Annotated in this window: 21 protein-coding genes; 7 read left to right on the plus strand and 14 right to left on the minus strand. The window is 50.4% G+C overall.

Translation table 11 applies throughout. The features are described from left to right. Nucleotides 1-73: 73 nt before the first annotated feature. The 8 genes from GJJ30_RS01455 to GJJ30_RS01490 form a co-directional block, all read right to left on the minus strand. Nucleotides 74-1546 carry a transglutaminase-like domain-containing protein gene (locus tag GJJ30_RS01455; protein WP_154172404.1) on the minus strand — a complete coding sequence of 491 codons (1473 nt, stop codon included), beginning with the start codon at nucleotides 1544-1546 and terminating at the stop codon, nucleotides 74-76. 48 nt (nucleotides 1547-1594) lie between these two features. After that, a complete protein-coding gene (locus GJJ30_RS01460) occupies nucleotides 1595-3061 on the minus strand; it encodes a transglutaminase-like domain-containing protein (RefSeq protein ID WP_154172406.1) in 1467 nt (488 codons plus the stop codon). A 34-nt stretch (nucleotides 3062-3095) separates the two neighbouring features. After that, nucleotides 3096-4949, minus strand: coding sequence for an O-antigen ligase family protein (locus tag GJJ30_RS01465; RefSeq protein WP_154172409.1), 1854 nt, complete (start codon nucleotides 4947-4949; stop codon nucleotides 3096-3098). A 118-nt stretch (nucleotides 4950-5067) separates the two neighbouring features. Continuing rightward, nucleotides 5068-5241, minus strand: a complete 174-nt coding sequence (locus tag GJJ30_RS01470) for a hypothetical protein (protein ID WP_154172411.1) — start codon at nucleotides 5239-5241, stop codon at nucleotides 5068-5070. A gap of 33 nt (nucleotides 5242-5274) precedes the next feature. Further along, on the minus strand, nucleotides 5275-6549 hold the full coding sequence (locus GJJ30_RS01475) for an RNA polymerase sigma factor (RefSeq protein WP_154172413.1): 1275 nt from the start codon (nucleotides 6547-6549) through the stop codon (nucleotides 5275-5277). A 50-nt stretch (nucleotides 6550-6599) separates the two neighbouring features. Further along, nucleotides 6600-6950 (minus strand): YciI family protein, encoded by a 351-nt coding sequence (locus tag GJJ30_RS01480; protein ID WP_154172415.1) that lies wholly within the window; start codon nucleotides 6948-6950, stop codon nucleotides 6600-6602. Between the two features lie 54 nt (nucleotides 6951-7004). Then, nucleotides 7005-7457: a carboxymuconolactone decarboxylase family protein gene (locus GJJ30_RS01485; protein WP_154172417.1), complete on the minus strand. Its 453-nt coding sequence runs from the start codon at nucleotides 7455-7457 to the stop codon at nucleotides 7005-7007. Nucleotides 7458-7779: 322 nt separating this feature from the next. After that, nucleotides 7780-8955: a CPBP family intramembrane glutamic endopeptidase gene (locus GJJ30_RS01490; RefSeq protein ID WP_154172419.1), complete on the minus strand. Its 1176-nt coding sequence runs from the start codon at nucleotides 8953-8955 to the stop codon at nucleotides 7780-7782. Nucleotides 8956-9123: 168 nt separating this feature from the next. Here GJJ30_RS01490 and GJJ30_RS01495 point away from each other — a divergent pair, with 168 nt between their 5' ends. Together GJJ30_RS01495 and GJJ30_RS01500 are read left to right on the plus strand one after the other, a co-directional pair. Beyond that, nucleotides 9124-10200 carry a hypothetical protein gene (locus tag GJJ30_RS01495; protein WP_154172421.1) on the plus strand — a complete coding sequence of 359 codons (1077 nt, stop codon included), beginning with the start codon at nucleotides 9124-9126 and terminating at the stop codon, nucleotides 10198-10200. 12 nt (nucleotides 10201-10212) lie between these two features. Continuing rightward, nucleotides 10213-11709 (plus strand): MBOAT family O-acyltransferase, encoded by a 1497-nt coding sequence (locus GJJ30_RS01500; protein WP_154172423.1) that lies wholly within the window; start codon nucleotides 10213-10215, stop codon nucleotides 11707-11709. A 6-nt stretch (nucleotides 11710-11715) separates the two neighbouring features. On the opposite strand, the gene GJJ30_RS01505 is transcribed toward GJJ30_RS01500, so the two are convergent. Beyond that, nucleotides 11716-12078, minus strand: coding sequence for a winged helix-turn-helix transcriptional regulator (locus tag GJJ30_RS01505; protein WP_154172425.1), 363 nt, complete (start codon nucleotides 12076-12078; stop codon nucleotides 11716-11718). A gap of 272 nt (nucleotides 12079-12350) precedes the next feature. Then, complete coding sequence (locus GJJ30_RS01510; RefSeq protein WP_154172427.1) at nucleotides 12351-12707, minus strand: VOC family protein; 357 nt, start codon at nucleotides 12705-12707, stop codon at nucleotides 12351-12353. A 403-nt stretch (nucleotides 12708-13110) separates the two neighbouring features. On the opposite strand from GJJ30_RS01510, the gene GJJ30_RS01515 reads away from it, so the two are divergent. Together GJJ30_RS01515 and GJJ30_RS01520 are read left to right on the plus strand one after the other, a co-directional pair. Beyond that, nucleotides 13111-14250: an amidohydrolase gene (locus GJJ30_RS01515; protein WP_154172429.1), complete on the plus strand. Its 1140-nt coding sequence runs from the start codon at nucleotides 13111-13113 to the stop codon at nucleotides 14248-14250. A 271-nt stretch (nucleotides 14251-14521) separates the two neighbouring features. Continuing rightward, on the plus strand, nucleotides 14522-15400 hold the full coding sequence (locus GJJ30_RS01520) for a c-type cytochrome (RefSeq protein WP_154172431.1): 879 nt from the start codon (nucleotides 14522-14524) through the stop codon (nucleotides 15398-15400). A gap of 16 nt (nucleotides 15401-15416) precedes the next feature. On the opposite strand, the gene GJJ30_RS01525 is transcribed toward GJJ30_RS01520, so the two are convergent. Continuing rightward, entirely contained in the window at nucleotides 15417-16385 is a 969-nt protein-coding gene (locus tag GJJ30_RS01525) for a sterol desaturase family protein (RefSeq protein ID WP_154172433.1), read from the minus strand. Nucleotides 16386-16627: 242 nt separating this feature from the next. Between GJJ30_RS01525 and GJJ30_RS01530 the strand changes: the two genes are divergently transcribed. Further along, complete coding sequence (locus tag GJJ30_RS01530; RefSeq protein WP_154172435.1) at nucleotides 16628-17353, plus strand: glucosamine-6-phosphate deaminase; 726 nt, start codon at nucleotides 16628-16630, stop codon at nucleotides 17351-17353. Between the two features lie 139 nt (nucleotides 17354-17492). Here the strand turns inward: GJJ30_RS01530 and GJJ30_RS01535 are convergent, their stop codons facing one another. Beyond that, entirely contained in the window at nucleotides 17493-17726 is a 234-nt protein-coding gene (locus tag GJJ30_RS01535; protein WP_154172437.1) for a type II toxin-antitoxin system MqsA family antitoxin, read from the minus strand. Between the two features lie 21 nt (nucleotides 17727-17747). Beyond that, nucleotides 17748-19676 carry a hypothetical protein gene (locus GJJ30_RS01540; RefSeq protein WP_154172439.1) on the minus strand — a complete coding sequence of 643 codons (1929 nt, stop codon included), beginning with the start codon at nucleotides 19674-19676 and terminating at the stop codon, nucleotides 17748-17750. 137 nt (nucleotides 19677-19813) lie between these two features. On the opposite strand from GJJ30_RS01540, the gene GJJ30_RS01545 reads away from it, so the two are divergent. Both GJJ30_RS01545 and uvrA read left to right on the plus strand, forming a co-directional pair. Continuing rightward, complete coding sequence (locus tag GJJ30_RS01545) at nucleotides 19814-20893, plus strand: ferredoxin--NADP reductase (RefSeq protein ID WP_154172441.1); 1080 nt, start codon at nucleotides 19814-19816, stop codon at nucleotides 20891-20893. A gap of 245 nt (nucleotides 20894-21138) precedes the next feature. Continuing rightward, nucleotides 21139-24036 carry an excinuclease ABC subunit UvrA gene (gene uvrA / locus GJJ30_RS01550; RefSeq protein WP_310588156.1) on the plus strand — a complete coding sequence of 966 codons (2898 nt, stop codon included), beginning with the start codon at nucleotides 21139-21141 and terminating at the stop codon, nucleotides 24034-24036. Nucleotides 24037-24309: 273 nt separating this feature from the next. Here uvrA and tnpA read toward each other — a convergent pair whose 3' ends face one another. Then, on the minus strand, nucleotides 24310-24768 hold the full coding sequence (gene tnpA / locus GJJ30_RS01555) for an IS200/IS605 family transposase (RefSeq protein ID WP_154172443.1): 459 nt from the start codon (nucleotides 24766-24768) through the stop codon (nucleotides 24310-24312).

Consider the following 24768-nt stretch of genomic DNA (forward strand, 5'->3'; position numbering starts at 1 on the left):
ACAAGAGAATAAAGACACCCATTTTGGGGTCCTGTCTTTACTCTCTTGTCTATCCTCTCTTGTCTGCCCGAATTCACCACCAGATTTGCCGGTTGTTGGTGTACGTGAAAAACCGCTCCGTATTCTTCGGGTTGTCGGGCAGTAACCGATACAACGCTCCCGCCGGAACGTTCTCAAACCGCAGCGGATTCGTCCCTTTCTTCGGTTCGCCCGCCTGTTGCCAGCCGTTATCCCAGTAAAAAAGCCGGTAGGTCTGCTCGGCCAGCGGCACACTTCGTTTCTGATCCAGGCAGATGCTATCCATCGTCTGAAAAAGCGCCAGATCGGCCCGATTCAGCGAAAAAGCGCCAATTTCTTCCGTTAATTTCGAGCGGGTATAAGCCACCGGAACGGCGGTTTTTCGCTGTAAGTCAGGCTGGCACATCACTTTCCGACCCGTTTCTTCGTCCAGGTAAAAAGGTTTGTCGATGGCCGTAATTCCCTTTCCACCCCGGTACGTACAAGGCAAATACACCACTCCTTTCGCCATTTTCGAAAACCGGCAGCGGTTTTTCTCGGGCTTCGACCAGAAAACCGGTACCCATTCCCCATTCGAAAATGTGGCCAGATACACCATTTCCGGCTCCGCATCGAGTTGGAGTTCAACGTCAGCGACCGGAAAATACTGGTCGGTTACGTCGATCACCCGGTCGAACCGGAGATGATACGGAATATCGTCTTCATCGCTCAACAAATGGGGCAGCGTGGCCTTGTTGACGGAATAGGTTTTCCGAAACACTTTCGCCGAGCGTCTCATTTCGTGGTAGGTGAGCAGTGGATCATAGTCGGCAGGAAACGCCGGATATCGCTCGCAGCCCATAAATTTAGTCCACGAATGATTCGAGGTGACCATTACATTCCAGGCGTGGGGGCCGCCGTTGCTATTGCCCCACATCGGTACAAAATCCGTGGTAACGGCCATACCCAACGCCCGCAGCGGATACTCGATCACGGACGTCATCAGCCAGCAGTCGCCTTCTTTATTTTTGGCCATTTCCTCCCACGACCGATAGCGCGCGGGTTTGGCGTTCATGCTGTATTTCAGCTCTTTATAGAACGCAATATTAATGTATTTACAAATGGCGATGTTCCGGTCGTCGGCCCGTTGAAACGTGTCCCGCAGCGCGCCGAATTCGGTGAGGCACTGCTCGCGCCAGGGAGTCAGCGGTTCGTTGGCAATGCGGTAGGGCAGCACGTATTCGCAAAAATCGGCGAAGGTCAGTGAGCCATCCTGCAACTGTCCGGAAGCATTTTTCAGGGCCAGGTCGATATTTTTAATGAGGTAATCGGCATCGACGTTTCCAATATCGTCCGTTTCGGATTCGCCGGTCGAATTTCCATCCATATGCTCGATCAGAAAAACCGCCGATTTGCGCTGTAGACTATCGCCCGGCGCTGCATAACGCGCCAGAACATCCTGCAATAATTTGTCTTTTACTTTTTGTTTATCACACGAGCAGAAAATAAAGGAGAGGAATAAGACAGAAAAATAAATAACCGATTTCATGAAAAAACAAATTGTATTAAATGGAAAGAGAAGCGCACTTAACTTCATTTACAACCAGGTTTGCTTCCCGTTTGAATAAGTAAAAATCCGTTCTTTATTCGTTGGATTTTCGGGTAATAACCGATAGACGGTGCCCGAAGGAACATTATCAAACTGCAGTGGACGAGTTGTATTTTTCTTTTGTTTTCCCGCAAACTGCCAGCCATTATCCCAATAAAAAAGGTTATAGGTCTGATGCTGAATGGGCGGACTCCATTTTAAACCCATGCAGATACTGTCCATTGCCAATACAAAATCCAGTCCTGATTTACCCGAGTTAAACACATCAAGTTCGTCAAATGCCATGGATTGAATCGTTTTAATAACAATCGATGTCCTTTTGTTCAATTCCGGTTTGCAGATTACGGTTTTGCCCAATGAATCAATATACACTGGATCTCCGAACGGTTTTGTGCCATCACCCGATGAATAGGTGCTTGGTATATACAAGAGTCCCCGTGTCATATTCCGGAATACATACCGGTTATTTTCGGTTTTAGACCAGAAAACCGGCGCCCAGTCTCCGTTCGAAAAAACAGATAGATACGCAATTTTAACGGCCGGATTATCAATCTTCACCGCGATGTCGCTAACAGGAAGATACTGGCTGGTAACGTCAATCATGCGATCGTATAAAAGTTGAGCAGGAATGTCGTCCGAATCATCAATCAGGTGTGGCAACGTCTCCTGGTTGATGGAATAGGTTTTTCGAAAAATTTTGGGTGGGTACCGCCGGGCATTGACAATGCCAAACGGATCATATCGGCCGGGCGGAGTTTCGCAGCCCATAAAAGGCACCCATTTTTTATCCGATACCCGGAGCGCATTCCAGGCATGGGTTTCGCCGTTATTATTTCCCCATTTTGGTATAAAATCCGTTGTTACGGCAATTCCCAGCGCCCGCAGGGGGTAATTAAGCAAACTCGTCATTGCCCAGCAATTTCCTTTTTTATTCTGCATCAATTGTTGCCAGGATTGATATTGTGCGGGTTCGGCAGTGGGCGAATACGCGAATCCCGGGGTAATTTTAGCATTGATATTCGCGGTCAAATCCATGTTTTTGGGTTCGGCCAATCGAAACGTGTCGAGCAGGAATGCAAATTGTTTTTGGCCCTGCTCGCGCCAGTCGGTCAGTGGTTCATTGGCCGCCCGGTACGGCAATACGTATTCACAGAAATCGGCGAACGACAAGGTACCATCCTGCAGCTGGGGAGACGCGGCTTTTAAAGCCAGATCAATGTTTTTAATGAGGTACTCCGGGTCGACATTGCCCAGATCCTCGGTTTCGGATTCACCGGCGGAAAGGCCGTCCATCTGGTCGATTAAAAAAACCGCCGACTTGCGCTGGAGACTGTCACCCGGCAATTGGTAATGGTCCAAAACCGCCTTTAATAACTTTTCCTTCTCCGCTTTTTTATCGCAGGAAAAAAGCAGGAATGAACTACCTAACAGCAGAGCGATAGCGACTAATTTCATAGATAAACGATGAGTTTTGAACAAAATTCCGCAATCAATTTGGTTGATTCAATAGCTTTTTCATCTCCTCCATAATCTGCCGGGAAGCCGGTGAAGAAACCGGAATCGGCATCTTAATGATGTAATCTGCAACGTTTTTTGCCGAAGCGAAATCGCCCGTTTCAACGTACATTCTGGCCAGTAAATACCGGGGATAAAGGCGGTTCGGAATGATTGAAACGGCTTTTTTATACGCTTTCTCCGATTGCGTATACTGATTCAGTTTCAGGTACGCATTACCCAGATTCATATACAGAAATGGATCGGAAGTATAAGCTGACGCTTTTTCAAGAACCGTTGCACTTTGTTTAAATTTCCCGGTCATATACAAGGCTTTTCCGTAGCCTAGCAATACTTCGGGCTGCCTGGGCGATTGAGCGAAAGCTGCGCGGTAGATATCCGCCGATTTTTCGTAGGAATGGCTGGATAATAAGTCCCTGGCCTTTCGCCAGTCGGCTTTGGCTTTGATTAAATGAATTTCATTTTTCAGCACCAGAATCATCAGATAAATAGCACTAACGGCTAAAATCTTCACGCCGGGCAAATGACCAGCCAATTTTATATTTTCTTCTTTCGACAGAAAAGAAATGATTCCGATAAAAAATAAAAAAGAGAGCCAGATGATTGGCACTTCGAAAGGATACGAAAAAAAACCAGCAATACTTAACGACACCAAAGCCCCCAGCGATCCGATGAGGAAAGGTGATTTTGTATGAATTTGTCGAAAACCATTCCGAAAAGTTAAAATCAGAACAGCAACAAAAATGATCAGCCCAACCAGGCCATTTTCAATTAAAATCTGGAGGAAATCGTTAAACGCGTACGGCACATAATCGGCCCGCTCAACCAGCGCCGGATTGTTCAGGCGCGTTTCCATAAACTCGCTTTGCAAATTCCCAAAGTGGGCCTTGAATTGCTCAAAACCAATTCCGAAAAGAATATTCCTGTTGAATAAACCCGAACCCACGCGCCAGACCAACGCCCGGCCGTCGGCAGATTCCGGTTTAAACTGGTAAAGCAGGTACGATACGGCAAAAAGAAGCAGAAGAATCGTTAAGGAAATACCGAGCCTCCCGGCGGTTTTTATTTCTGCATACAAGGCCAAAAATTCGGTTTTATATCGTATATAAATCACTACTGATGACCCCACAATCGCTCCAATCCAGGCTGAACGGGACTGCGTGGCCGGTAATATACAGCTGATTCCAATGAGTGAAAGCCAGCTCATTAGGTTGAATACCTTGGCTAAAACCGGTGGCGTTGGTGGAAAAAGAACGATTGCCAACGAAAGAATAAAAACCGGACTTAAAAAAATGGCGTAAGGTCCGGGATTTTGAAATGTACCAGTCAGGTTAAATAGTTTATGATGGCCGGATTTGAAGCCAAGAATTTGCAGTTCACCGTAGACAGCTTCAATTAAACCGATCGAAATAAGCAGCAAAAAGCAGCCATATTTCACGTAGACGCCAAACTGCTTATGGAAACAGAGTTGTTTAATCAGCAGAACAATTACAATGGAAAGAATAAAGAGAATTAAATTTTCATTGTATTCTAAACCGAGTGTTTTAAAATTAAAAAAAGTATAAATGGCATAAATTAAAAGTAAGAAATCGACCTGATTAAGATTGATTGTAAACTTATATATAGTTGCATAAATAAAAAAAGCAATAACAAAAAGGGCGGGTATAATATAAAAGAAGTGCGCCTTTATATTTAGAAAAGAAAGATCGCCAAATTGAATAAATGGTTTAACAAACAAGGAAGCCAGGAAAGTAACACACAACAGGAAAATAAATAAATTACGCCAACTATCAGCCGTTTTTTCAGTTTGTCTGCTTAAGTCCCGCATACCAATTTTAAATTCCGAATATGTAATCAGTTATATCTTTCGTGTTTTACTCTGTATTAAATTAAAAACTCAAGATTGGTCAACTCGCTGAAAATGAAACTGATTTGTACACTCAATCTTAATAATCATCAAACTCCGAAAGCAATTCCAGCGTTGATAACTCCAGGAAACTCACCGATTGTTTCGGGCGGTTATTGAGGTACATATTTACCGTTGAAGCCAGGACGATTAGCCCAATCAGAATGATTTTTAACCAGATGCGGTTTTTTAAAGACAGACGGTTTCCTCGCATGCAATGTACTGATTAGACTTCTGTTATTCACTTTCAGGCACACATTCCGGTATTGTACGTAAAAATAGACGTTGTTTTTGCAATCAGCCGGTTAATATTCTTGCTCATGGTTGCTTTATCGGCGTTCGAACTGGCCAGTTTCAAAGCGGTTTCGAAATGCTGCAAGGCCATTTTATCATCAATGTCGGTATATAAATGCCCCAACAGGGAATAATAAAAATGATTTGTCGTGAGTTTTAGCTTTTCGGCTTCCTGAATCGCTTCCTTTTTTCCCCTGGTTTTGGCTACGGCAAACGTCCGGTTTAAGGCGGCAATGGGTGAATATTCTAAAATTAATAAGTTATTGTAAAGTTGCAGGATATTCTCCCATTTTTCATCCGTATTTTCTTTGCGGGTATGCCAGTAAGCAATTCCCGCTTCCAGATGAAACTTCGACACCTGATTTCCGGTCGACGCTTTATTTAAAAAATAGGCCCCGCGATCAATGAGTTCTTTGTTCCAAAGCGCTTCGTCCTGATCCTCGTATAAAATAGTTTCGCCATTCTCGTTCGTTCGGGCATCAAACCGCGACGAATGAAAGCACATCAAGGAAAGTAAAGCACTGGCGGCCGGTTTATTCGTGGTCTCGTTCTCGACCAGCAAATGCGTCAGCCGCATCGCTTCGGCGCACAGATCTTTGCGTAAAGTGGTATTCTGCGAAACCGAATAATAGCCTTCGGAAAACAGCAAATAAAGGGTCGTTAAAACCGTTTCCAATCTACTGGTAATTTCCGATACTGTCGGTTGCTCAATTTTTATTCGGGCTTCTTTCAGCTTTTCCTTGGCGCGGTTGAGTCGTTTATATATGACTTCTTTATTGGTTAAAAAAGCGTCCGCAATTTCCTGAATGCCAAAACCGCAAAGCAAATTCAACGCAAGTGCAATCTGGGATTCGTTGGAAATACACGGGTTGCAAACGGTAAAAATCATCGCCAGCTGGCTATCGGCAATGTTTTTATGCGACAAATCAATGTCCAATTCTTCGGCTTTCGGAGCCGTATAGCTCAAATCGGCCGAAATCTTCTTTTCAAAAAGGGAATGCCGCTTTAAATAATTCCTGGTTTTGTTTTTAGCAACCGTATAAAGCCATCCGGTCGGATTTTCGGGCACGCCCTGCATTCCCCAGACTTCGGTAGCCGCCAGAAACGTATCACTGACAATGTCTTCCGCAACGGCAATATGCTCAATACCAAACAAATAACAAAGCACCCCAACGATATTCCGGTATTCGGTTCGAAATAGGTGGGGCAAAAGAATCCGTTCTTCCATGCCTTCAAAAAAAAGTGCCTTTGTAAAGATACAAAGGCACTTCGTTTAATTTACTGAGCCGGTGGAATGGCCATTCGCACCTCCACGACGGCTCCCCACTGAATGATCGGGCAGCCTTTGGCGATCTCGACGGCTTCGTCATAATCAGCGGCTCGGATCAAAAATAAACCACCCAGCGATTCCTTGATTTCGGCGTAAGGACCATTCAAAACCGTATTGTTTTGTTTGACAACCCGGCCGTCGGTATCCCAGCGTTTGGGCGGAGCGACCAGCTTGTTTTGGGCGGCAATACCGCCAATCCAATCCTGAAAAGGCTTAATGGCAGCCTGCATTTGTTCGGGCGAAGGGCTGGCGTCTTTGCTGCTCAGATCCCGGTGAATCGCCAACAGGAATTCGTTCATAATGCTGTTTTTATTTGAATGGAAGGTTTTCCAATGGGAAACTTACTCGTTGCATCAACCGAACTGGCCCACCTCGTAAGTTCCCGGCGTGTTCGGGAAAGCCAGATTCAGGCGGTTCCAGGTGTTGATGGTCGTAATGGCCAGCGTCAGATCGATCAGTTCTTCATCCGTAAACTGTTCTTTGGCCTGCTGGTAAGCCGCATCCGGCGCCGTGCATTGGGTCACGGCTTCGGCCCAGGCAAATGCGGCCCGTTCGCGCGCTGTGTAGTAAGGCGATTCCCGCCAGGCGCTTAAACCGTACAGCCGCTGCTCGGTTTCGCCTTTGGCCCGCGCATCTTTGTAGTGCATATCCAGGCAGTAGGCACAGCCGTTGATTTGGGAAACCCGGAAATAAATCAGCTCCTGCAGGGCTCGTTCAACGGGTGATTTTTTCAGATAACCGCCAATACCGTAAAGCGTTTTCAGGGCGCCCTGCCCCTTTTCGTGGAAATTCAGTCGTTGTTCCATTTTGAAATGATTCAGTTGTTAAAACCTATTGACAACCGGGTTTTCAGATTTGGACAAACCGATCAATTTTTTTTGAAAATAATTCCAGTGGACCGTTTCAGGTCGCATAGCGACCAAATGTTTGTAACCAAATCCCGTCAGCGCGAATTTCCGGGTCGCGTAGCGACCGAATGTTTGTAGCATATTCCATCGACGCGGAATGATTGGTCGCGTAGCGATCAAACCGGGCTTGTTGTTCGGTCGCTACGCGACCAGTATTGGGGAGATTGGCGATAAGTCTACAAACATACGGTCGCTAAGCGACCCAAAAATTATGGAAGGATTATTTCAAACTGTCCAACTGAAACAAAAACTCCGACGAATTGACCAGCGTGTGGACCAGGGCCGCGTAAAAGACATTTTTGGTTTTGATGTACGTATACCCGTACCCCCAACCCGCAATGCTGGCCAAACCGACAAAAACCAGCGAGCCTGCGTGAAAATGGACCAGTCCAAAAAACACGCTTGTGATTGCCAGCGAGGTGTACGGACCGGGCAAAACCGACTTGTTTTCAATGAAATAAGCCGCCAGAAAGAGTAAAACCGTAATCAGCACCGGCACCCAGAGCAGGGCCGGATGCATCAGGTAACCTGTCAGCAGCGACAGCAGAAGAAAAACGGCAAAGCCCCACGTCCAATAGGTTTTCCACCCGCCGGATTCCGTTATTTTTCGCGCCAGCAAATTCTGCAAGATCCCCCGCAGAAATACTTCTTCGAACAAAGCCGTACCGAAGAAAATCCGCACCAGTTCTCCGACCGCAACGGGAATCAAACTCAGGGAAAGAGGTTCGTACCCGCCGGTTTTCAGAAAACCGCTGGCCGTCGCAATTACGGTGGTCAGGGCAATGAACGCCAGCCAGACGACGATGGCGGTGCGCAGGAATTTCCACTTGAAAGTCGAAAAAAAACCGATGTCGGGCAGGTTGCGGATGGTGCCGAAACTATAAACCGCCGTCAGAATCAGCACAAACTTGAGCACCGTACTAAATCCGGACCCGTTGAACGGCAGGTTGGTTTTGGCCCCGAACGAAATCGATGTGGCCGGAATCAGGAAGAGGAAATAAAGGATAAAATCGGTCCATCGGACGGGTTGATGCGGTTTTTTGTAGGCCAGAAAACCGAGTGCCGGAAACAGCAGGTAAAAGAAAAACAACGCGGCCGAACCTTTAAACGGCGAGTGCCCGTGAAAGCCGAGATACGCATACAGCAGGCCGGTTAGCAAAACCGGTAGCGCAACGGCCCGCTCCGGACTGCCAGCGGTTTTCTGCTTCAGTTGTTCCGAGACTTGTGGCTGGCCCAGGGTGAACGTCAGAAAGAAAAGAGCGATAAAAAAGGGACTGTCCAGCAGCAGTTCGGTGAGCGGCAGTTGCCGGTTGAAGTACAGGAACAGGGCAAAGAAAACCGTGGTTAAAACCGCACCCGTTCGCAGTTCCCGGAAATAGATCGCAGCGTTTTTCATCTTCAGTCAATTCGTTCCTGATAACTACGAAAAGAAAACCGGATGGGCTATTGCGCAGGAAAAAAACCGCCATTGTAACCGATTAATAAATAATATGCATTTGCGTGTTTCCTCCTTCGTAAATTATTTCGACTAAGCTGATAGACAGTAAGATATAAATCAATGCACATGAATTCACTTTCAAAAGCAGGCATCCTGACGCTGATTTTTGTGCTGACTTTCGTAGTCGGCTGGGAGTTGTACTGGCGCAGTCAACATCTCGCTCTTTCGTATAATGACGACGAGAGTCTCTGGGCGCACACCCGGAAAGAGATTTACCAAACCAGTCCGTCGCGGCCGGTTTTGATCGGTTCTTCGCGGGTTAAATTTGACCTCGATCTGGAGGCCTGGCAGCGCGTCACCGGCGAAAAACCGGTGCAGCTGGCGTTGGTCGGAACCTCACCCCGCCCCTTGCTGAACGACCTCGCGAACGATCCAAACTTTAAAGGAACGGTGATCATCGACGTGACCGAAGGGCTTTTCTTCACGCCCGATGGCTCGTTTCCGGAACGGGAAGCCACCAAACGGGTTGAATTTTACCCCAAATGGTCGCTTTCGCAACAGCTCAGTTTCCACATTAACCACCTGCTGGAAGACCATCTGTACTTCCTCGACGAAGAACGGCTGTCGCTGCAACCCTTGCTGACGGATCTGCCGGTTCCGCCCCGACCGGACACCTGGGGCGGCCCCAAATTCCCGAAGGAATTTGTCGTTAACCGGTTCGACCGGCAGTCCACGATGACGGACGCGATGGTGGCCGATACGTCCATTCAAAATAAAGTAAAAGCGATGTGGCTGGAAATTGGTGGACACAGCCCCAAACAAGGGGTCGACGGGCCGCTGCTAACGGCCATTTTAAACTCGGTGAAACAGTCGGTCGATCAGATTCGGGCCCGGGGCGGCAAGGTAATTTTTGTCAGGATGCCGTCGGACGGGCCGTTCCACGAAGCCGAAAAAATGGGTTATCCCCGCGAAAAATACTGGGATCGGCTGCTGGCGCACACCCAAACGGCTGGTATTCATTTTGAGGACTACCCGGTTTTGTCCAAATACCAGTGCCCGGAATGGTCGCACCTGGCACCGAAAGACGCGATCACGTTCACGGAGGACATTATACCGATTCTGCAGCAGAAAACCGGCTGGTTCATTAACCGGAACGGGGCCAAAACACCCGCCACAACGGCTTCTCTTTCCAATCACCAATAGCTCCAAACGATCATGGTTTTCAATTCCTACAGTTTTGCCCTCTTCTTCGTTCTGCTGTTGGTGCTGCACAATTTGCCTTTGCCGTGGAAGGTAAAAAAGATTAATCTGTTGCTGGCCAGCTATTTATTTTATTCACTCTGGAATCCGCCGTTTATTCTGCTGCTCTGGCTGTCGACGGTGGTGGATTTCTACGCAGCCCGGCTGATCGCCCGCGAACAACGGCCCATGCCGCGCAAACTGCTCCTGACCATCAGTCTGGTGCTGAACCTGGGTATGCTGAGCTATTTCAAGTACGGCGGTTTTCTGCTGGAAAATTTTACGCTGTTACTGTCCTCGGTCGGGATCGCTTTTCAGGCCACCAAACCCGATATAATCCTACCGGTTGGTATTTCGTTTTACACTTTCGTAACCCTGTCGTACACGCTGGATGTCTACCGGCGAAAAACCGAGCCGGAGCCGTCGTTCCTGAATTTTGCGCTGTTCGTGACGTATTTTCCGCACCTCGTCGCGGGTCCGATTGTCCGGCCCGAAGACCTGATTCCGCAGTTTAAGGAACCGCACCGCGCCACTACCCAGCAGATGACCTGGGGTTTGTTTCTGCTTTCGCTCGGTTTGTTCATGAAAGTGGTGGTGGCCGACACCTTGCTGGCCAGCTCCGCCGATACGGTTTTTGGCGTTCCTTTTCCGGTACAGCCGCTGGATGCGTGGATGGGCGTGATGGCTTTTTCGGGGCAGATTTTCTGCGATTTTGCGGGCTATTCCACCTGCGCCATCGGGATTTCGCTGTGCCTGGGATTCATTCTGCCCGACAATTTCCGGTATCCGTACGCAGCCATCGGTTTTTCCGATTTCTGGCGTCGGTGGCACATTACGCTCTCGACCTGGCTGCGCGACTACCTGTACATTCCGCTGGGTGGAAACCGCAAAGGCAACGTCAGAACATATATCAACCTGATGATCACGATGTTGCTGGGCGGTTTGTGGCACGGAGCGTCCTGGAATTTCGTGATCTGGGGCGGTTTGCACGGTATCTTTCTGTGCGCAGAGCGACTCATCCGGGAATGGACCGGCCGACGCCAGCGGAGTTTTGCCGGCAAGAATCAGGCGGATCCGGGACTGACCGGGTCGATGGCGCAGGCGTCGATGGTACCGGTTTCGCTGAATGGAAAGTTGGGCAATTTCGGGCTGGCGCTGTTAACGCTCCTGCTGGTCGATATCACCTGGGTGTTTTTCCGGGCGCCCGACTTCGGCAGTGCGATGAAGATTCTGCTGTGCATGTTTGGCGTTATTCCGAACGGCCCGGCCATGCTGACTTCGCTCGACATCCTGAAAGTCAGCTCAGTAACGGTAGTGTTGATTAGCTGTCACTGGCTGATGCGCGATTCGTCGCTGGTGCAGTTGGGGAAACGGATGCCGTGGTGGCTGCTGAGTCTGGTCTGGACCGCCATGCTGATTTTGCTAATTCTGACTCAGAAAACCAGTAATTCGTTCATCTACTTTCAGTTCTGAAAACCGTCACCTCGACTGAATGCGCGCCCGGTGTTGAAGGCCCCATTCCGCCATCGCCTGAATCAGATCGTTCAGTGAATTGCTGTATTCCGTCAGTTCATACTCAACCAAAACCGGGGTGGAAGGATATACATGACGAATCACAAACTCGTTCTGTTCCAGCTCTCTGAGTTCCTTCGAGAGCAGTTTCGGCGTGATGCCTTCGACCCGGCGCTGCAGGTCCTTAAACCGTTTGGGACCTTCGCGCAACGCAATGATGATGGGCAATTTCCACTTGCCGTTCAGCACGTACAGAGCGTCGCGCACCCCGCCTAAACTCCGCGTGCACTCCTTACTGGAATGAATCTGTATTACTTCTTCCGGTACCATACGTAAAAAGGGAATGCTGAATTTAATGCGAATCAGGAGATTATTCTCTTATTTAAGTGCCAGCGGCACGTAATAATTGTAGAAACTACATTGATCTTGCCGCTCCAGCGTGCCATCGGTACGCAACCAAAATTATATTGCGTACCGATGGCACGCTTTGAATACGCAGAAATCCGGTTTTTCTACAAACATTAGCCCCCTACGGGGTCAAAAAATCTCATAGACCTTTTAACTAACACATCTGCTTTTTTGCAAATCTCTAATCGCTTCTCTTACTCCGTGAACTCCAGCAATTCAATCCGGTTTTCGAACGGGTCGTGAAAGAAAAACCGCTGCCGTCCGTCAATCTCGGAGGAATACGTGAGCTCGATGCCGTGGTTTTCCAGTTCCCGCTTCGCTTCGTCCAGATTGGTGATTTCAAAAGCCGGATGGCGCTTGGAATACGGTCCGGGCGGTTCTTCGCGGAAGTGCAGCTGAATGTCGCCGATCCAGAACCAGAGGGCTGCGCCGGGGTGTTCGCCCGGAATTTCTTCCAGGCCCAGCAATTGCCCGTAAAAAGCTCGCGCTTCCTCTTTTTTTCCTTCCGGGATCGAAATAAGAATATGGTCTAACCGTTTGAAATGAATCATCTTATCCGTTTGAATTTGACCTACATACCTACTAACAAAACATTTTTTGAGGTCGCATAGCGACCGAATGTTTGTAGAAAACAAGAATGATTCCTGTCTTCCTGGTCGCGTAGCGATCTAACGGACTCTTTTGTCAGATCGCTACGCGACCAAAAATAGAATACGTTTTGGATTAAGGCTACAAACATTGCGTCGCTACGCGACTGAAAGCAACCCCAAAGCTTCGTCAATCTTTTAGAATCGTCAATAAACCGCAAAACTAATGATTCGCTCTGATGACGCAAGTGGTGGTTCATTTGGGCCGCCCTGATTAGGCAAACTAAAAAATCGTTGAAACTTTTCGGGCAGTTTTCTCTAACTTGAACCGTACCGGTTTTAGTCGCGGCCCTATTTCCCGAAACGTATGCCTTTCGAAAAGTCCAATCCATTTGTTGCGTTCCGCCGGGAATTACATCGGTTTCCGGAGGTATCCGGTCAGGAATTTGAAACCCAGCAGCGAATTAAAGCCTTCGTAAGCGCGTTTTCGCCCGACCAGCTATCGGAAGTGGGAAAAACCGGTTTACTGCTGCAATACGGGCTGGACGCAAACGGCCCGGTCACCCTGATTCGGGCGGATATCGATGCCTTACCGATTCAGGAAGTCAACGATTTTGAACACAAATCCCGCACCGCCGGGGTTTCGCACAAGTGCGGCCACGACGGCCATACGGCCATTCTGAGCCGACTGGCCGCCCACCTAGCTGAAAAACCGTTGCGGAAAGGCCGCGTTTACCTGCTTTTTCAGCCCGCCGAAGAAACCGGTCAGGGCGCCGAAGCGGTTTTGAACGATCCTGATTTTGCCGCCATTCGGCCCGACCGGGTTTTTGCGCTGCATAATTTGCCGGGTTTCAAACCGGGAACGATCGTTTGCAAGTCCGGCACGTTTACGTCGGCGGTTCAAAGCCTGATTGTGACGTTTACCGGAAAAGTGTCGCATTCGGCGGAACCCGAAAAGGGGATCAATCCGGCGTATCTGATGGCGGAATTCACGCTGAAAAGCCGAACGCTGGTGAATGCCGACAGCCGCTCCGAAGACTTTGCGCTGATCACCCCGGTTTACACGACGCTGGGCGAAAAATCATACGGGATTTCGGCGGGCTACGGCGAGGTTCACCTGACGTTGCGGACCCGAACCAGCCCGAAAATGGAACATTTGACCAGCCAGTTGCTGAATATTCTGTCGATCCTCAGCGCCCGAACCGGCATCGAAATTGAAACCGCCATCACCGAAGTTTTTTTCGCCAACCAGAACCACATCGATGCGTTTGAGCAGATCAAAGCCAGCGCCGGGAAGCTCGGTTTCGAGTTTCTTGAAAAACCGGAACCGTTTAAATGGGGAGAAGATTTTGGCCTTTTTACCCAACACTTCAAAGGTGCGATGTTCGGCATCGGCGCGGGCGAAAACAGCCCGGCCCTGCACAACGACGACTACGATTTCAACGACGACCTGATCGAGCCAGCCGCCCGCCTGTTTCGAGAATTGATCGACATTCAGCATGGGTGACGGTTTTCAGTCTTCGGTTTACAGTGGCTGACGCCTGCTTTTGACTTATTTCTCATTTAGCCATAAGCTGGACGCGTCAGCCACCGAAAGCTGAAAACCGTACCCCGTCACCGAATAATCAATTTAGAAAACCGCTTTTACCTTTCCCTCAAAAGTTGTCCTTCCCTGGCAAACTATCGTTTAACTTATTGGCAATTACACATTTAAGAGATTTTGTTCGGAAAACCGGGTGAATACCTTTTTCCTACTCACTACGCTAAAAGAAATTGTCATGGTAAAGAAAGTCCTCAAATGGGTCGGCATCGTCGTGGGTGGCCTGGTGGTTTTGCTGCTTGCTTTTTACGCCTTTGTTTATTTCCAAACCGAGTCGCGGGCGAACAAACGGTATGACGTCAAATTGCAATCGCTCACCATTCCCAACGATTCGGCGTCTTACGCGCTGGGCAAACACATTGCCGGCATCCGGGGTTGCGCGGAATGCCACGGAGCCGATTTCAGTGGCCGGGCTTTCTTCGACGCCAGCACGCCAATCGCGGTTTTATATTCCTCTAACCTGACCAGCGGAAAAGGCGGCATTTCCTATACCGATCAGGACTGGGTCCGGGCCTTGCGGCATGGTTTGGGGAAAGACACCAAAACGCTCTGGTTCATGCCGTCGCCGGAAGTCAGCGCTCCGCTGTCGAACCGGGATTTGGGGGCGTTGATTTATTACCTGAAGAGCCAGCCGCCAGTCGATAAAATCCATCCGATCAAAGAAATAAAACCATTGGGGCGGTTTTTGGCCTTTACCGGCGACTTGCCGCTTTACCCCGCCGAAGTGATCGACCACGAGGCCCAGCCCGCTGAACATGTACCGGCCGCGGTGGATGCCGTCTACGGAAAATACCTGGCCGTTACCTGCTCCGGTTGCCACGGCGCCGGTTTCAAAGGTGGCCCCGGACACGGCCCCGGTGAACCGTATATCGCGGATCTGACCCAAACGGGCAAAGTCGGCAAATGGACATCGGACAATTTTGTTACCGCCATCAAGACGGGAAAAACCCCGGATGGGCGCGTGATTAACGAATTTATGCCCTGGAAATATTTCGCCACCGTGTACACCGACGACGAACTGAGAGCGATTTATTTATACCTGCACGAATTGAAGTAACAATCTGAAAACTATATCATTCATCCCCAACCGATTTCGGGGCCGCTGGATATCCGCCAGCGGTCTGCGTTGCTGCGTTTGCATATCGACCGGCACCGGAATCAGGTGGCCGATTTGCGGGCGATGATGGCGGTTTAGGCAAATCCGGTTTTCCAACCGGCGGACGATACGGCTGAAACGGAATCTTCAGCAGGTTGCCAATTCGGGTGTGTTCGTGCGTATCCAGATGAGTATCAACGCCATAATTAATTTCCTTGCCGTCCATTTCGGCGTAGGACCCAAACAGCCGGTCCCAGAACGGGAAAATATTTCCGTAATTGGTATTGGTTTGCGGCAGAACATAATGATGGTGGACGTGGTGCATGTTGGGCGTCACGATCAGCCAGCCGAGGGGGCGGTCGAGCCAGCGCGGGAGTTGAATATTGGCGTGATTGAACTGCGAGACGAGCACCGAAAGCGCCTGATACAGCATTACGACGCCAATGGGCGCTCCGGCTACCAAAACCGCTAAAGTCGTGAAAAAGAACCGAAAGACACTTTCGCCGGGGTGGTGGCGATTGGCCGAGGTCGTGTCCAGGTACCGATCGGTATGGTGAATCAGGTGAAATTTCCACATCCATTTGACGTGGTGCTGGAGCCAGTGAACGCACCACGCTCCGACCAGATCCAGGATCAACAACCCGGCGACGACCTGCGCCCAAAGCGGCAGACGCAACCATTGCAGAATACCAACCTTCTCGGTCACCACAAAATCGCTGGTTTTCAAGAGAATAAACGCCAGAACGAAATTGACGAGAACGGTTGTCAGCGTAAAAAAGAAATTGATTCCGGCGTGACCAATTTTGCGATAACCGGTCTCCGACTGCCCAAAATGAAACAACGGAACCGCACTTTCGACCAGCCAGAAGAACGTAATGCCGCCGACCAGAATCAGGCTGCGGTGCGCCGACGGAATCGTTTCAAAATACTGAATCAACCGCTCCATACGCATTTAAACAATTTAAAAAGTCAATTTCCTCTTTTAAAATTACAAAAATGAAACGCGAAAGGCAAAAACCGGTCGCGCGAAAACCGGCCTCCAAAGCCTCATTGCTGAAAGCAGGTCTAAAATTCTGTGGTTTTGAGTTGGTCGGCCAGCTTTAGTTGCGAATTGGAAATAGATTGAAGCGGTTTTGCGGAGAAACGATTGCTACGCCGTATTTTAGCGCGCAAACTAGCAAACAATCCATGGACTTCCAGATTTTCCCCGATTACGAAACCCTCTCCCGTCATACTGCCCAGCACATTGCCGCTTTATTGAATCGCAAACCCGATGCCCTGATTTGTGCCGCTTCCGGTGATACGCCTGTCGGAACCTACCGCGCGCTGGTTCAACTGGTGAAAAACGGCGAAACCAGCGTCGACCGCTGTACGTTTGTGGGGCTGGACGAATGGGTTGGTTTGGGGCCGGAAAGCGAAGGAAGCTGCGCGAATTACCTCCAGCGCGAACTGTTCGGACCGCTCAACGTCCGCCCGGAGCAAATTCGACTGTTCGATGCCAAAGCCGCCGATCTGGAAGCCGAATGCGACGCGATGACCCGGTTTGTGGACGATCGGGGCGGTTTTGATCTGATTCTAATCGGTATCGGACTGAACGGCCACATTGCCCTGAACGAACCCGGAACGCCGTTTAATCTAAAAGCCCACGTTTCTGAACTGGCCGAAACGACCATCGTCGTCGGGCAGAAATACTTCTCTGAACCAACGCCCTTGACGCAGGGTGTGACGACCGGTTTGCAACAATTGATGGACGCCCGCGAAGCCATCCTGATCGCCAGCGGCAGCAAAAAAGCCCCTGCCATCAAAACCGCCCTGGAAGGCCCGGTCACCGAAGAATTTCCCGCCAGTATTATGCAAACGCACCCGAATGGATATGTGTGGGTGGATGAAGATGCGGCTGGGGATAGGAATTAAAATTTTCTTCTTTCGTTCACTATGCAATTCTTTGATCAAAGAATTGCATAGTGAACGAAAGAAGAATCTGGAAGGCAAGAAAACCGAAAAGTTATTTTAAGAAACGTTTGCCTTTCCATGAAATTATTTCCAAAAGTATTCAGGCAGCGGCTTTGGTAATGTTGATAATCTCAAGTTCGGCTCCTTTCTGGTAAACCGATTCTGCTTCTTCAAGCATTTTTTTGGTAATGGAGGAGTCGAAATAGCGTTCTCCGCAATTATCACAAATCTGTGCCGGAACTTCTTTCAAAATGACCAACGAGCCGTTCTTTTCCAATAATACGGTTGTAGTACCGGGTCGGGTCGTACCAACTTTGCAGGTTAAACAAGTCATTGTTTACGCTGTACTTTGAGTCTAATTCCGCTCCACCGTCACCCGGGCGCTGCCCATCGGAATGCCGACTCCGCACGAGCTTTTTAAAGACGTAATGGTATACTCCGCCGAGTTGGTGGGTGCTACCGTCAGCACATACGGATTGAGGAAGGTTCCGTTAACCTGCGTGCCGTCGGACAGCACGAACGACCAGGGCGGCAGCCCATTTTTGAACGCTACCCGTACTTTCGAAGTCTGGCCGGGCCGGATGGTGCCTTCCCCCGCCACAATGGCCTGACTGACGTTCGGAGCCAGCATTTTGATCGTCGTTTCGGAACCGGCCACCGCCGGGCTGGTCGAGCTCACGCGCAATCGAACGGTATTGAGGGTGTCTTTCAGGTATGCCGGTGTAATGGCGGCTTTCAGAACGCCATCTTTGTACGTCGTTGCCAGATTGACAAACCGCCCGCTCGTGTCAGCAACCTGCACCACGTACTTGTTATTGGCATAAAACCGCCCCGTCGTTGTAAACGGAATCGTAATTTCGGAGCCGTGGCAGATCGTCCGGGCCGACAGATTTCCGGTTGTGATGGTCGACGGCGGAATGTTCACCTTGACGAAAGCCCGGCCGCTGAATTCCCCTACCCCACAAGCACCACCGGCCGACGTAATGGCGTAACCCGTCGGATTGTTCGGCGTCACGCGGATTGTGTGCGGGCTTTTGGTGATGTTATTTTCGTACGTTCCGTCGGTCAGCAGCACAAACCACGGTCCGCCCCCGCCGAAATCGATGTTCAGTTCGGCGGTTTTCCCTTCTTCAATTTTGATGGTGTCGTTCCGTAAAACCGCCACCGCCTGAGCCGCTACCGCCAGATTTTCGCTGTTGCTGCTGATGGCCGGAAGCGTGGCCACCACCCGAATTTTGTACGCTCCTTTGGGCGAAATGCCGTACGGCAACCGTGCCACCAGCGGACTCGCAGTACCGGAACCCGAAATGGTGGTCCAGTTGTTCGTCGAATCGGCGATCTGGGCCACAAAACCGTTCCCCGCCTGGTATTTTCCGGTGGCCGTAAAAGCCACCTGGAAGGGGGTGCCGGTACAAATCCGGTAGCCGCCGGTTGGCGCTTTAAGGACTATTTCGGGATTCGGATTTTCGTTCACGTTGACAATAATTTCGCCGGAAACTGTACCGCTTCCGCAGGGGCCGCTAACATTGACGACTTTGTAAATCGTTGGTTTGGCGGGCGTTACGGTTACTTCGTACGGCGTCGTCATGGTATTCTGCACCTTCGTTCCGTCCGACAACGCAAAAGACCACGGCCCGTGACCGCTCAGCGCCACGCGGAACGTAGCCGGTTGGCCGGGCAAAACCGTCACCGCATTACTGCCGTCGGGAAGTTCAATGCGGGCGCCCGGCGGGGGCAGAACCCGGAGGGATTGTAGCGTGCCGTTCACCACCGGATTGGTGGAAGCCACGCGCAGGTTGTAGCGACTACCGGCCGCCGTAGAAACCGGAATCACGCCCGCCAGCGTGCCGTTGCCGAAAGGTCCGGCTTTGGTAGGTTCGCTCAGGTTGGTCGCTTTTCCGCTGGCGTCGACCAGTTGCAGCACAAATTTGTTATCGGGCGAAAACCGCCCGCCCGACGAGGTGTAGGGCACCGAAACCGGCGATCCGGCGCAAACCGCCAGACCGTTTAAATCTCCGGTCAGGACTTCGGGCAGGGCCACTTTGTGGCTATCCGCTTGCGCACGCAGGGCCGCCGTGTCGATCCGCATGGTGGTATCCCGCTGAAACATAGCCTTATATGCGCTGTCTTTCAGGAATTTTTCATAAAGCGAATCTTTCCGGATTATAATCAGGGTATCAGTCGAAGCGGTTTGCCGACTGGCTTTCCGGCCACCGCCCGACGCTCCGATGGTGATGATTCCAACGATCCCCAAAACGATACTCAACAACGTAAATTTATTCATGCACCTGCGGTTCAGCTTCAAAATCGGATGTTCTTTCCGTTAAGTTAACGAACTTTGTCTAAACGGTTTTTAAAATGCAAAGTTCGCTAACTATAACGGAAAGTTTGCAGCCAGTAGTACAAAGTTAATAAGCTCGCATGAACGAGGAATTGATTCATCTCCAGGTATCCGAAATAATTCGGGAAACGCACGATACGAAAACCCTTCTTTTGCAGCCCACCAATGGGCAATCGATTCGGTATCAGGCCGGGCAGTTTCTGACGCTTTTGTTTTATCACCTGGGCCACGAAGTCCGGCGGTCGTATTCGCTGAGTTCAACGCCGGGCGACGCTTCGCCGGGCAAACCGTCGGAACCTCTGAGTCTGACCATCAAACGGGTTGAAAACGGGGAAATTTCCCGGTATCTGCTCGATCATTTGCGGGCTGGCGATACGCTCACCAGCTTGCCGCCAACCGGCCGGTTTACGCTGGAAACTGATCCAGATCAGCAACGGGATATCGTTCTGATTGGTGCCGGAAGCGGCATTACGCCCCTCTTTGGTATTCTGAAACAGGTGCTGCGCGATGAGCCGAAAAGCCACGTTACGTTACTCGATTGCAATACCAGCGAACGAAACATTATTTTTTCCGCCCAGCTCGAAACATTAAAAGCCCAGCATCCCGAGCGGTTTCAACTGATCCATTTGCTCAGCCAGCCGTCGGACGACTGGCGGCAATCGGGAACCATCCGGCGGGGGCGTCTGAACAACTGGCTGCTGGAAAACATGCTGCCGGAGTTGACCCGGTTTACGCGGGATGCCGCGCGCTGGTACATCTGCGGGCCGTTTCCGTTTATGCGGATGGTGCAGATTACCCTGATTTACGCCGGGATTCGGCTGGATGCAATCAAAAAAGAGAATTTTGTCATCGAACCCGTTACGCGAACCCCACCGCCGGAACTGGCGAAAGATCACCGGATTCTGTTGCGGTACCGCGGCACCGACTACGACATTGATGTTCCGGCGTACAAATCGGTTTTGCAGGCGGCTTTGGATCACGGCATTCCGTTGCCGTACAGCTGCAAAGGCGGGCGGTGTTCGAGTTGCGCAGTTCGATTGAAAGCGGGCGAAATCCACATGACGATCAACGACGTACTGACCGAGCGGGACCTAAGCAACGGCTGGGTGCTGACCTGCACCGGCTATCCGGCGTCGGAAGGCGTGATACTGGAAGTATAGTCCCAAACCCTGACAGCGGTCGAAGACCCTGTCAGCGGTTGAAAACTTGTCAACGACAAACTTTCGAGAGAAAGTAATCAGAAAGGCTCTCTTACATTCGGAGGTTCTTTCTTTCATGTGTTGAAGACTTTTCAGCGGTAAATTGATGCAAAACCGGTTTGTCCGAAACCGCATGTTTTACTTTACCTTCTCCGAAACTTCACGCCCAGATTTTCTGTTAGATTTAAGAATAAGGCTTTCACAACGTGACCGAAAACAACACCCCCGCCCGCACCGCCGGGCTGACCGACATTGACCTGACGGGCTACGAACAGATTGAGGTATTAGGTGCCCGCGAACACAACCTGAAAAATATTGATGTAACCATTCCCCGTAACAAACTGGTGGTGGTAACGGGAATTAGCGGCAGCGGCAAATCGTCGCTGGCGTTCGATACGATTTATGCCGAAGGACAACGCCGGTACATGGAAAGTTTTTCGGCCTACGCCCGCTCGTTTATTGGCAACATGGAGCGGCCCGATGTCGATAAAATCAACGGATTGAGTCCGGTTATTTCCATCGAGCAAAAAACCACCTCCAAAAACCCGCGTTCGACGGTCGGTACCACCACCGAAATTTACGACTTTCTGCGGTTGCTCTACGCCCGCGCCGGGGAAGCATTCTCGTACGTGACGGGCCGGAAAATGGAACGGCAATCGCAGGACCAGATCATCGACACGATTCTGGCGCATTATTCCGGCAAGAAATTGACGCTGCTGGCGCCCATCGTCCGCGGCCGGAAAGGGCATTACCGCGAGCTGTTCGTGCAAATTGCCAAACTGGGTTACGCCAAAGTGCGCGTTGACGGCGAAGTGGTAGACATTGTACCGAAAATGCAGCTCGACCGGTATAAAGTCCACGACGTAGAAATTGTGATCGACCGGATCGTGCCCAAACCGGAAGACCGGTATCGCCTGAGCCAGTCGGTGCAGACAGCCCTGAAACAGGGCAAAGGCGCGATGCAGATTCTCGACGAGAAAAAGCAGCTGACGTATTTCTCCCAGAACCTGATGGACCCGGAGTCGGGCATCAGTTACGACGAACCCTCGCCGAACACGTTTTCGTTCAATTCGCCTTACGGAGCCTGCCCGGTTTGCAACGGTTTGGGGCTGATTGAAGAGATAACGGAAGAATCGGTTATTCCCGATAAGTCATTAAGTATCAGCCGGGGTGCCATTGCGCCACTGGGTGAATACCGCGAACTCTGGTTTTTCCGGGAAATTGAAGTTATTCTGAAAAAATACAAACTCAGCCTGACCACGCCGGTTGAAAAATACCCGCCCGATTTGCTGCACGCGTTGCTGTACGGCACGGAAGACGAAGCGACGATGCCGTCGAAAAAGTTTCCGGGTCAGGATTACTACAATTTCAAGTTCGAAGGCGTCATTACCTTCCTGAAACGCCAGCAGGAAACCGCCGACGCGGCCGGGCGCTCCGACAAAATTCAGGAGTGGCTGAAGGATTTTACGGTGATCAAAACCTGTCCGGAATGCGAAGGCGCCCGTCTGAAAAAGGAATCGCTCTGGTTTCGGATGGACGGCAAAAACATCTCCGAACTGGCGCGGATGGACATTTCGGATCTGTCGGACTGGATGACTGGTCTGGAAAAACGCCTGTCGAACCGCCAGAATGTGATTGCTAAGGAAATTCTGAAGGAGATTCGCAAACGGATTGGTTTTTTGCTGGACATCGGCCTGGATTATTTGATGCTCGACCGGCCGTTGCGAACGCTCTCTGGCGGAGAAGCGCAGCGCATTCGGCTGGCCACGCAGATCGGCACCCAACTCGTTGGTGTTCTGTACATTATGGACGAACCCAGCATCGGTTTGCACCAGCGCGACAATGTCAAATTAATCGATTCACTGAAAAATCTGCGCGATTTAGGCAACACGGTTTTGGTCGTCGAACACGATAAGGACATGATGCTCGAATCGGATTTCATTCTGGACATTGGGCCGGGAGCTGGTCGGCACGGTGGCCAGTTGGTGGGTTCCGGCACACCCGAACAGTTTCTGCAGAACGGCAGCACGACGGCGGCTTATCTAAGCGGCCGACGGGCCATTGAGGTTCCGAAAGAACGGCGGAAAGGCAACGGTAATCAACTGATTATCAAAGGGGCCACGGGGCATAATTTAAAGAATGTGACCATGAAGCTGCCGTTGGGTCAGATGGTTTGCATCACGGGCGTGTCGGGCAGCGGGAAATCGTCGCTGATTCACGAAACGCTGTTCCCGGTTTTGAACAAGCATTTTTATAAATCGAAACGCGAGGCTCTGTCGTTCAAATCGGTCGAAGGGCTGGAGCACCTGGACAAGGTGATCGAGGTAGATCAGTCGCCCATCGGCCGGACGCCCCGCTCCAATCCCGCGACGTATACCGGCATGTTTTCCGACATCCGGACGCTGTTTGCCGAACTGCCCGAAGCCAAAATCCGGGGGTACAAACCGGGGCGGTTTTCGTTCAATGTCAAGGGTGGCCGCTGCGAAGAATGCGAAGGCGCGGGCATGAAGAAAATCGAAATGGAGTTTTTGCCCGACGTTCACGTGATGTGCGAAACCTGCAAGGGCAAGCGCTTCAACCGAGAAACGCTGGAGGTCCGCTTCAAGGGAAAATCCATCGCCGATGTGCTGGACATGACCGTCGAACAGGCGCTGGAGTTTTTCACCAGCCAGCCGAAAATCCTGCGGAAAGTCCAGACGCTGAACGACGTCGGGTTAGGCTATATCACGCTCGGCCAACACGCCACGACGCTGTCGGGCGGGGAAGCGCAACGGGTGAAACTGGCGGAAGAACTGTCGAAAAAAGACACGGGAAAAACCATGTACATCCTCGACGAACCGACCACCGGCCTTCATTTTCAAGACATTGCCCATTTGCTGGATGTGCTCAACAAACTGGCCGACAAGGGTAATACGGTTTTGATTATTGAACACAACCTGGACGTCATCAAGGTTTCCGACCACCTCATCGACATGGGGCCGGAAGGCGGAAACAAAGGCGGTAACATCGTTGCCGAAGGCCCGCCGGAGAAAGTCGCGAAGGTGAAAGGAAGCTATACCGGGAAGTTTCTGGCCGCGGAGTTGGCGGCCGGGAAAAGCCGTTGAAACGGTTTTTGAAATCTGGCTTGTTGCAATGCGAGCCTAAATGTGATGATTCGAAACCGTTGAAACGGTTTTTGGTAAATGGGAATGTATACCGATGAACCCACGGTTTAAACCGTGGGCTGGTAAAAAAAATTTAATTCTTAGTTAGACCATGTAATTAGATTGCGCCTGCCAAAAGTCATAATTGGCAGATTTATACCAGCAAATAACTATCAGCCCACGGTTTGAACCGTGGGCTAAAGACCGGCCATTCTTATTGTACCCGAAACCGTTTTAACGGTTTATTTCCCCGTTATCTGGGTCAATTATTAGTCCGTAATTTTTCATAAACTGGGAATACTCTTCGGCAAAGGTCATTTTTCGATGGTGTTGTTCCTGATTAGCGATGTATTGCCGCACCCGTCCAATCTGTGATTCACTAATGGAAAAGGCTCCATAGCCGGTTTGCCAGGCGAATTTTTCCGGAATCAGATTTTGTCGGTTGATTTCGTGGGAGCTGCTTCCTTTGACATGCTTCATCAGATCCGAAATTGCCACCTGCGGATTCAATAGAAATAGAATGTGAATGTGGTCTTCGACGCCATTGATGCAATCTACATAACAGCCTGAAGCAGTCAATTGCTCACGAATCAACGGGTACAGAATCATCCGGACTTTTTTTTGAATCAGCGGTTGTCGGTCTTTCGACGAAAAAACCGCGTGAATCCATATCTTGGTTTTGGAATGCGACAT

Origin of the sequence: Larkinella terrae, assembly GCF_009668025.1 — a bacterium.
GTDB lineage: Bacteria > Bacteroidota > Bacteroidia > Cytophagales > Spirosomataceae > Larkinella > Larkinella terrae.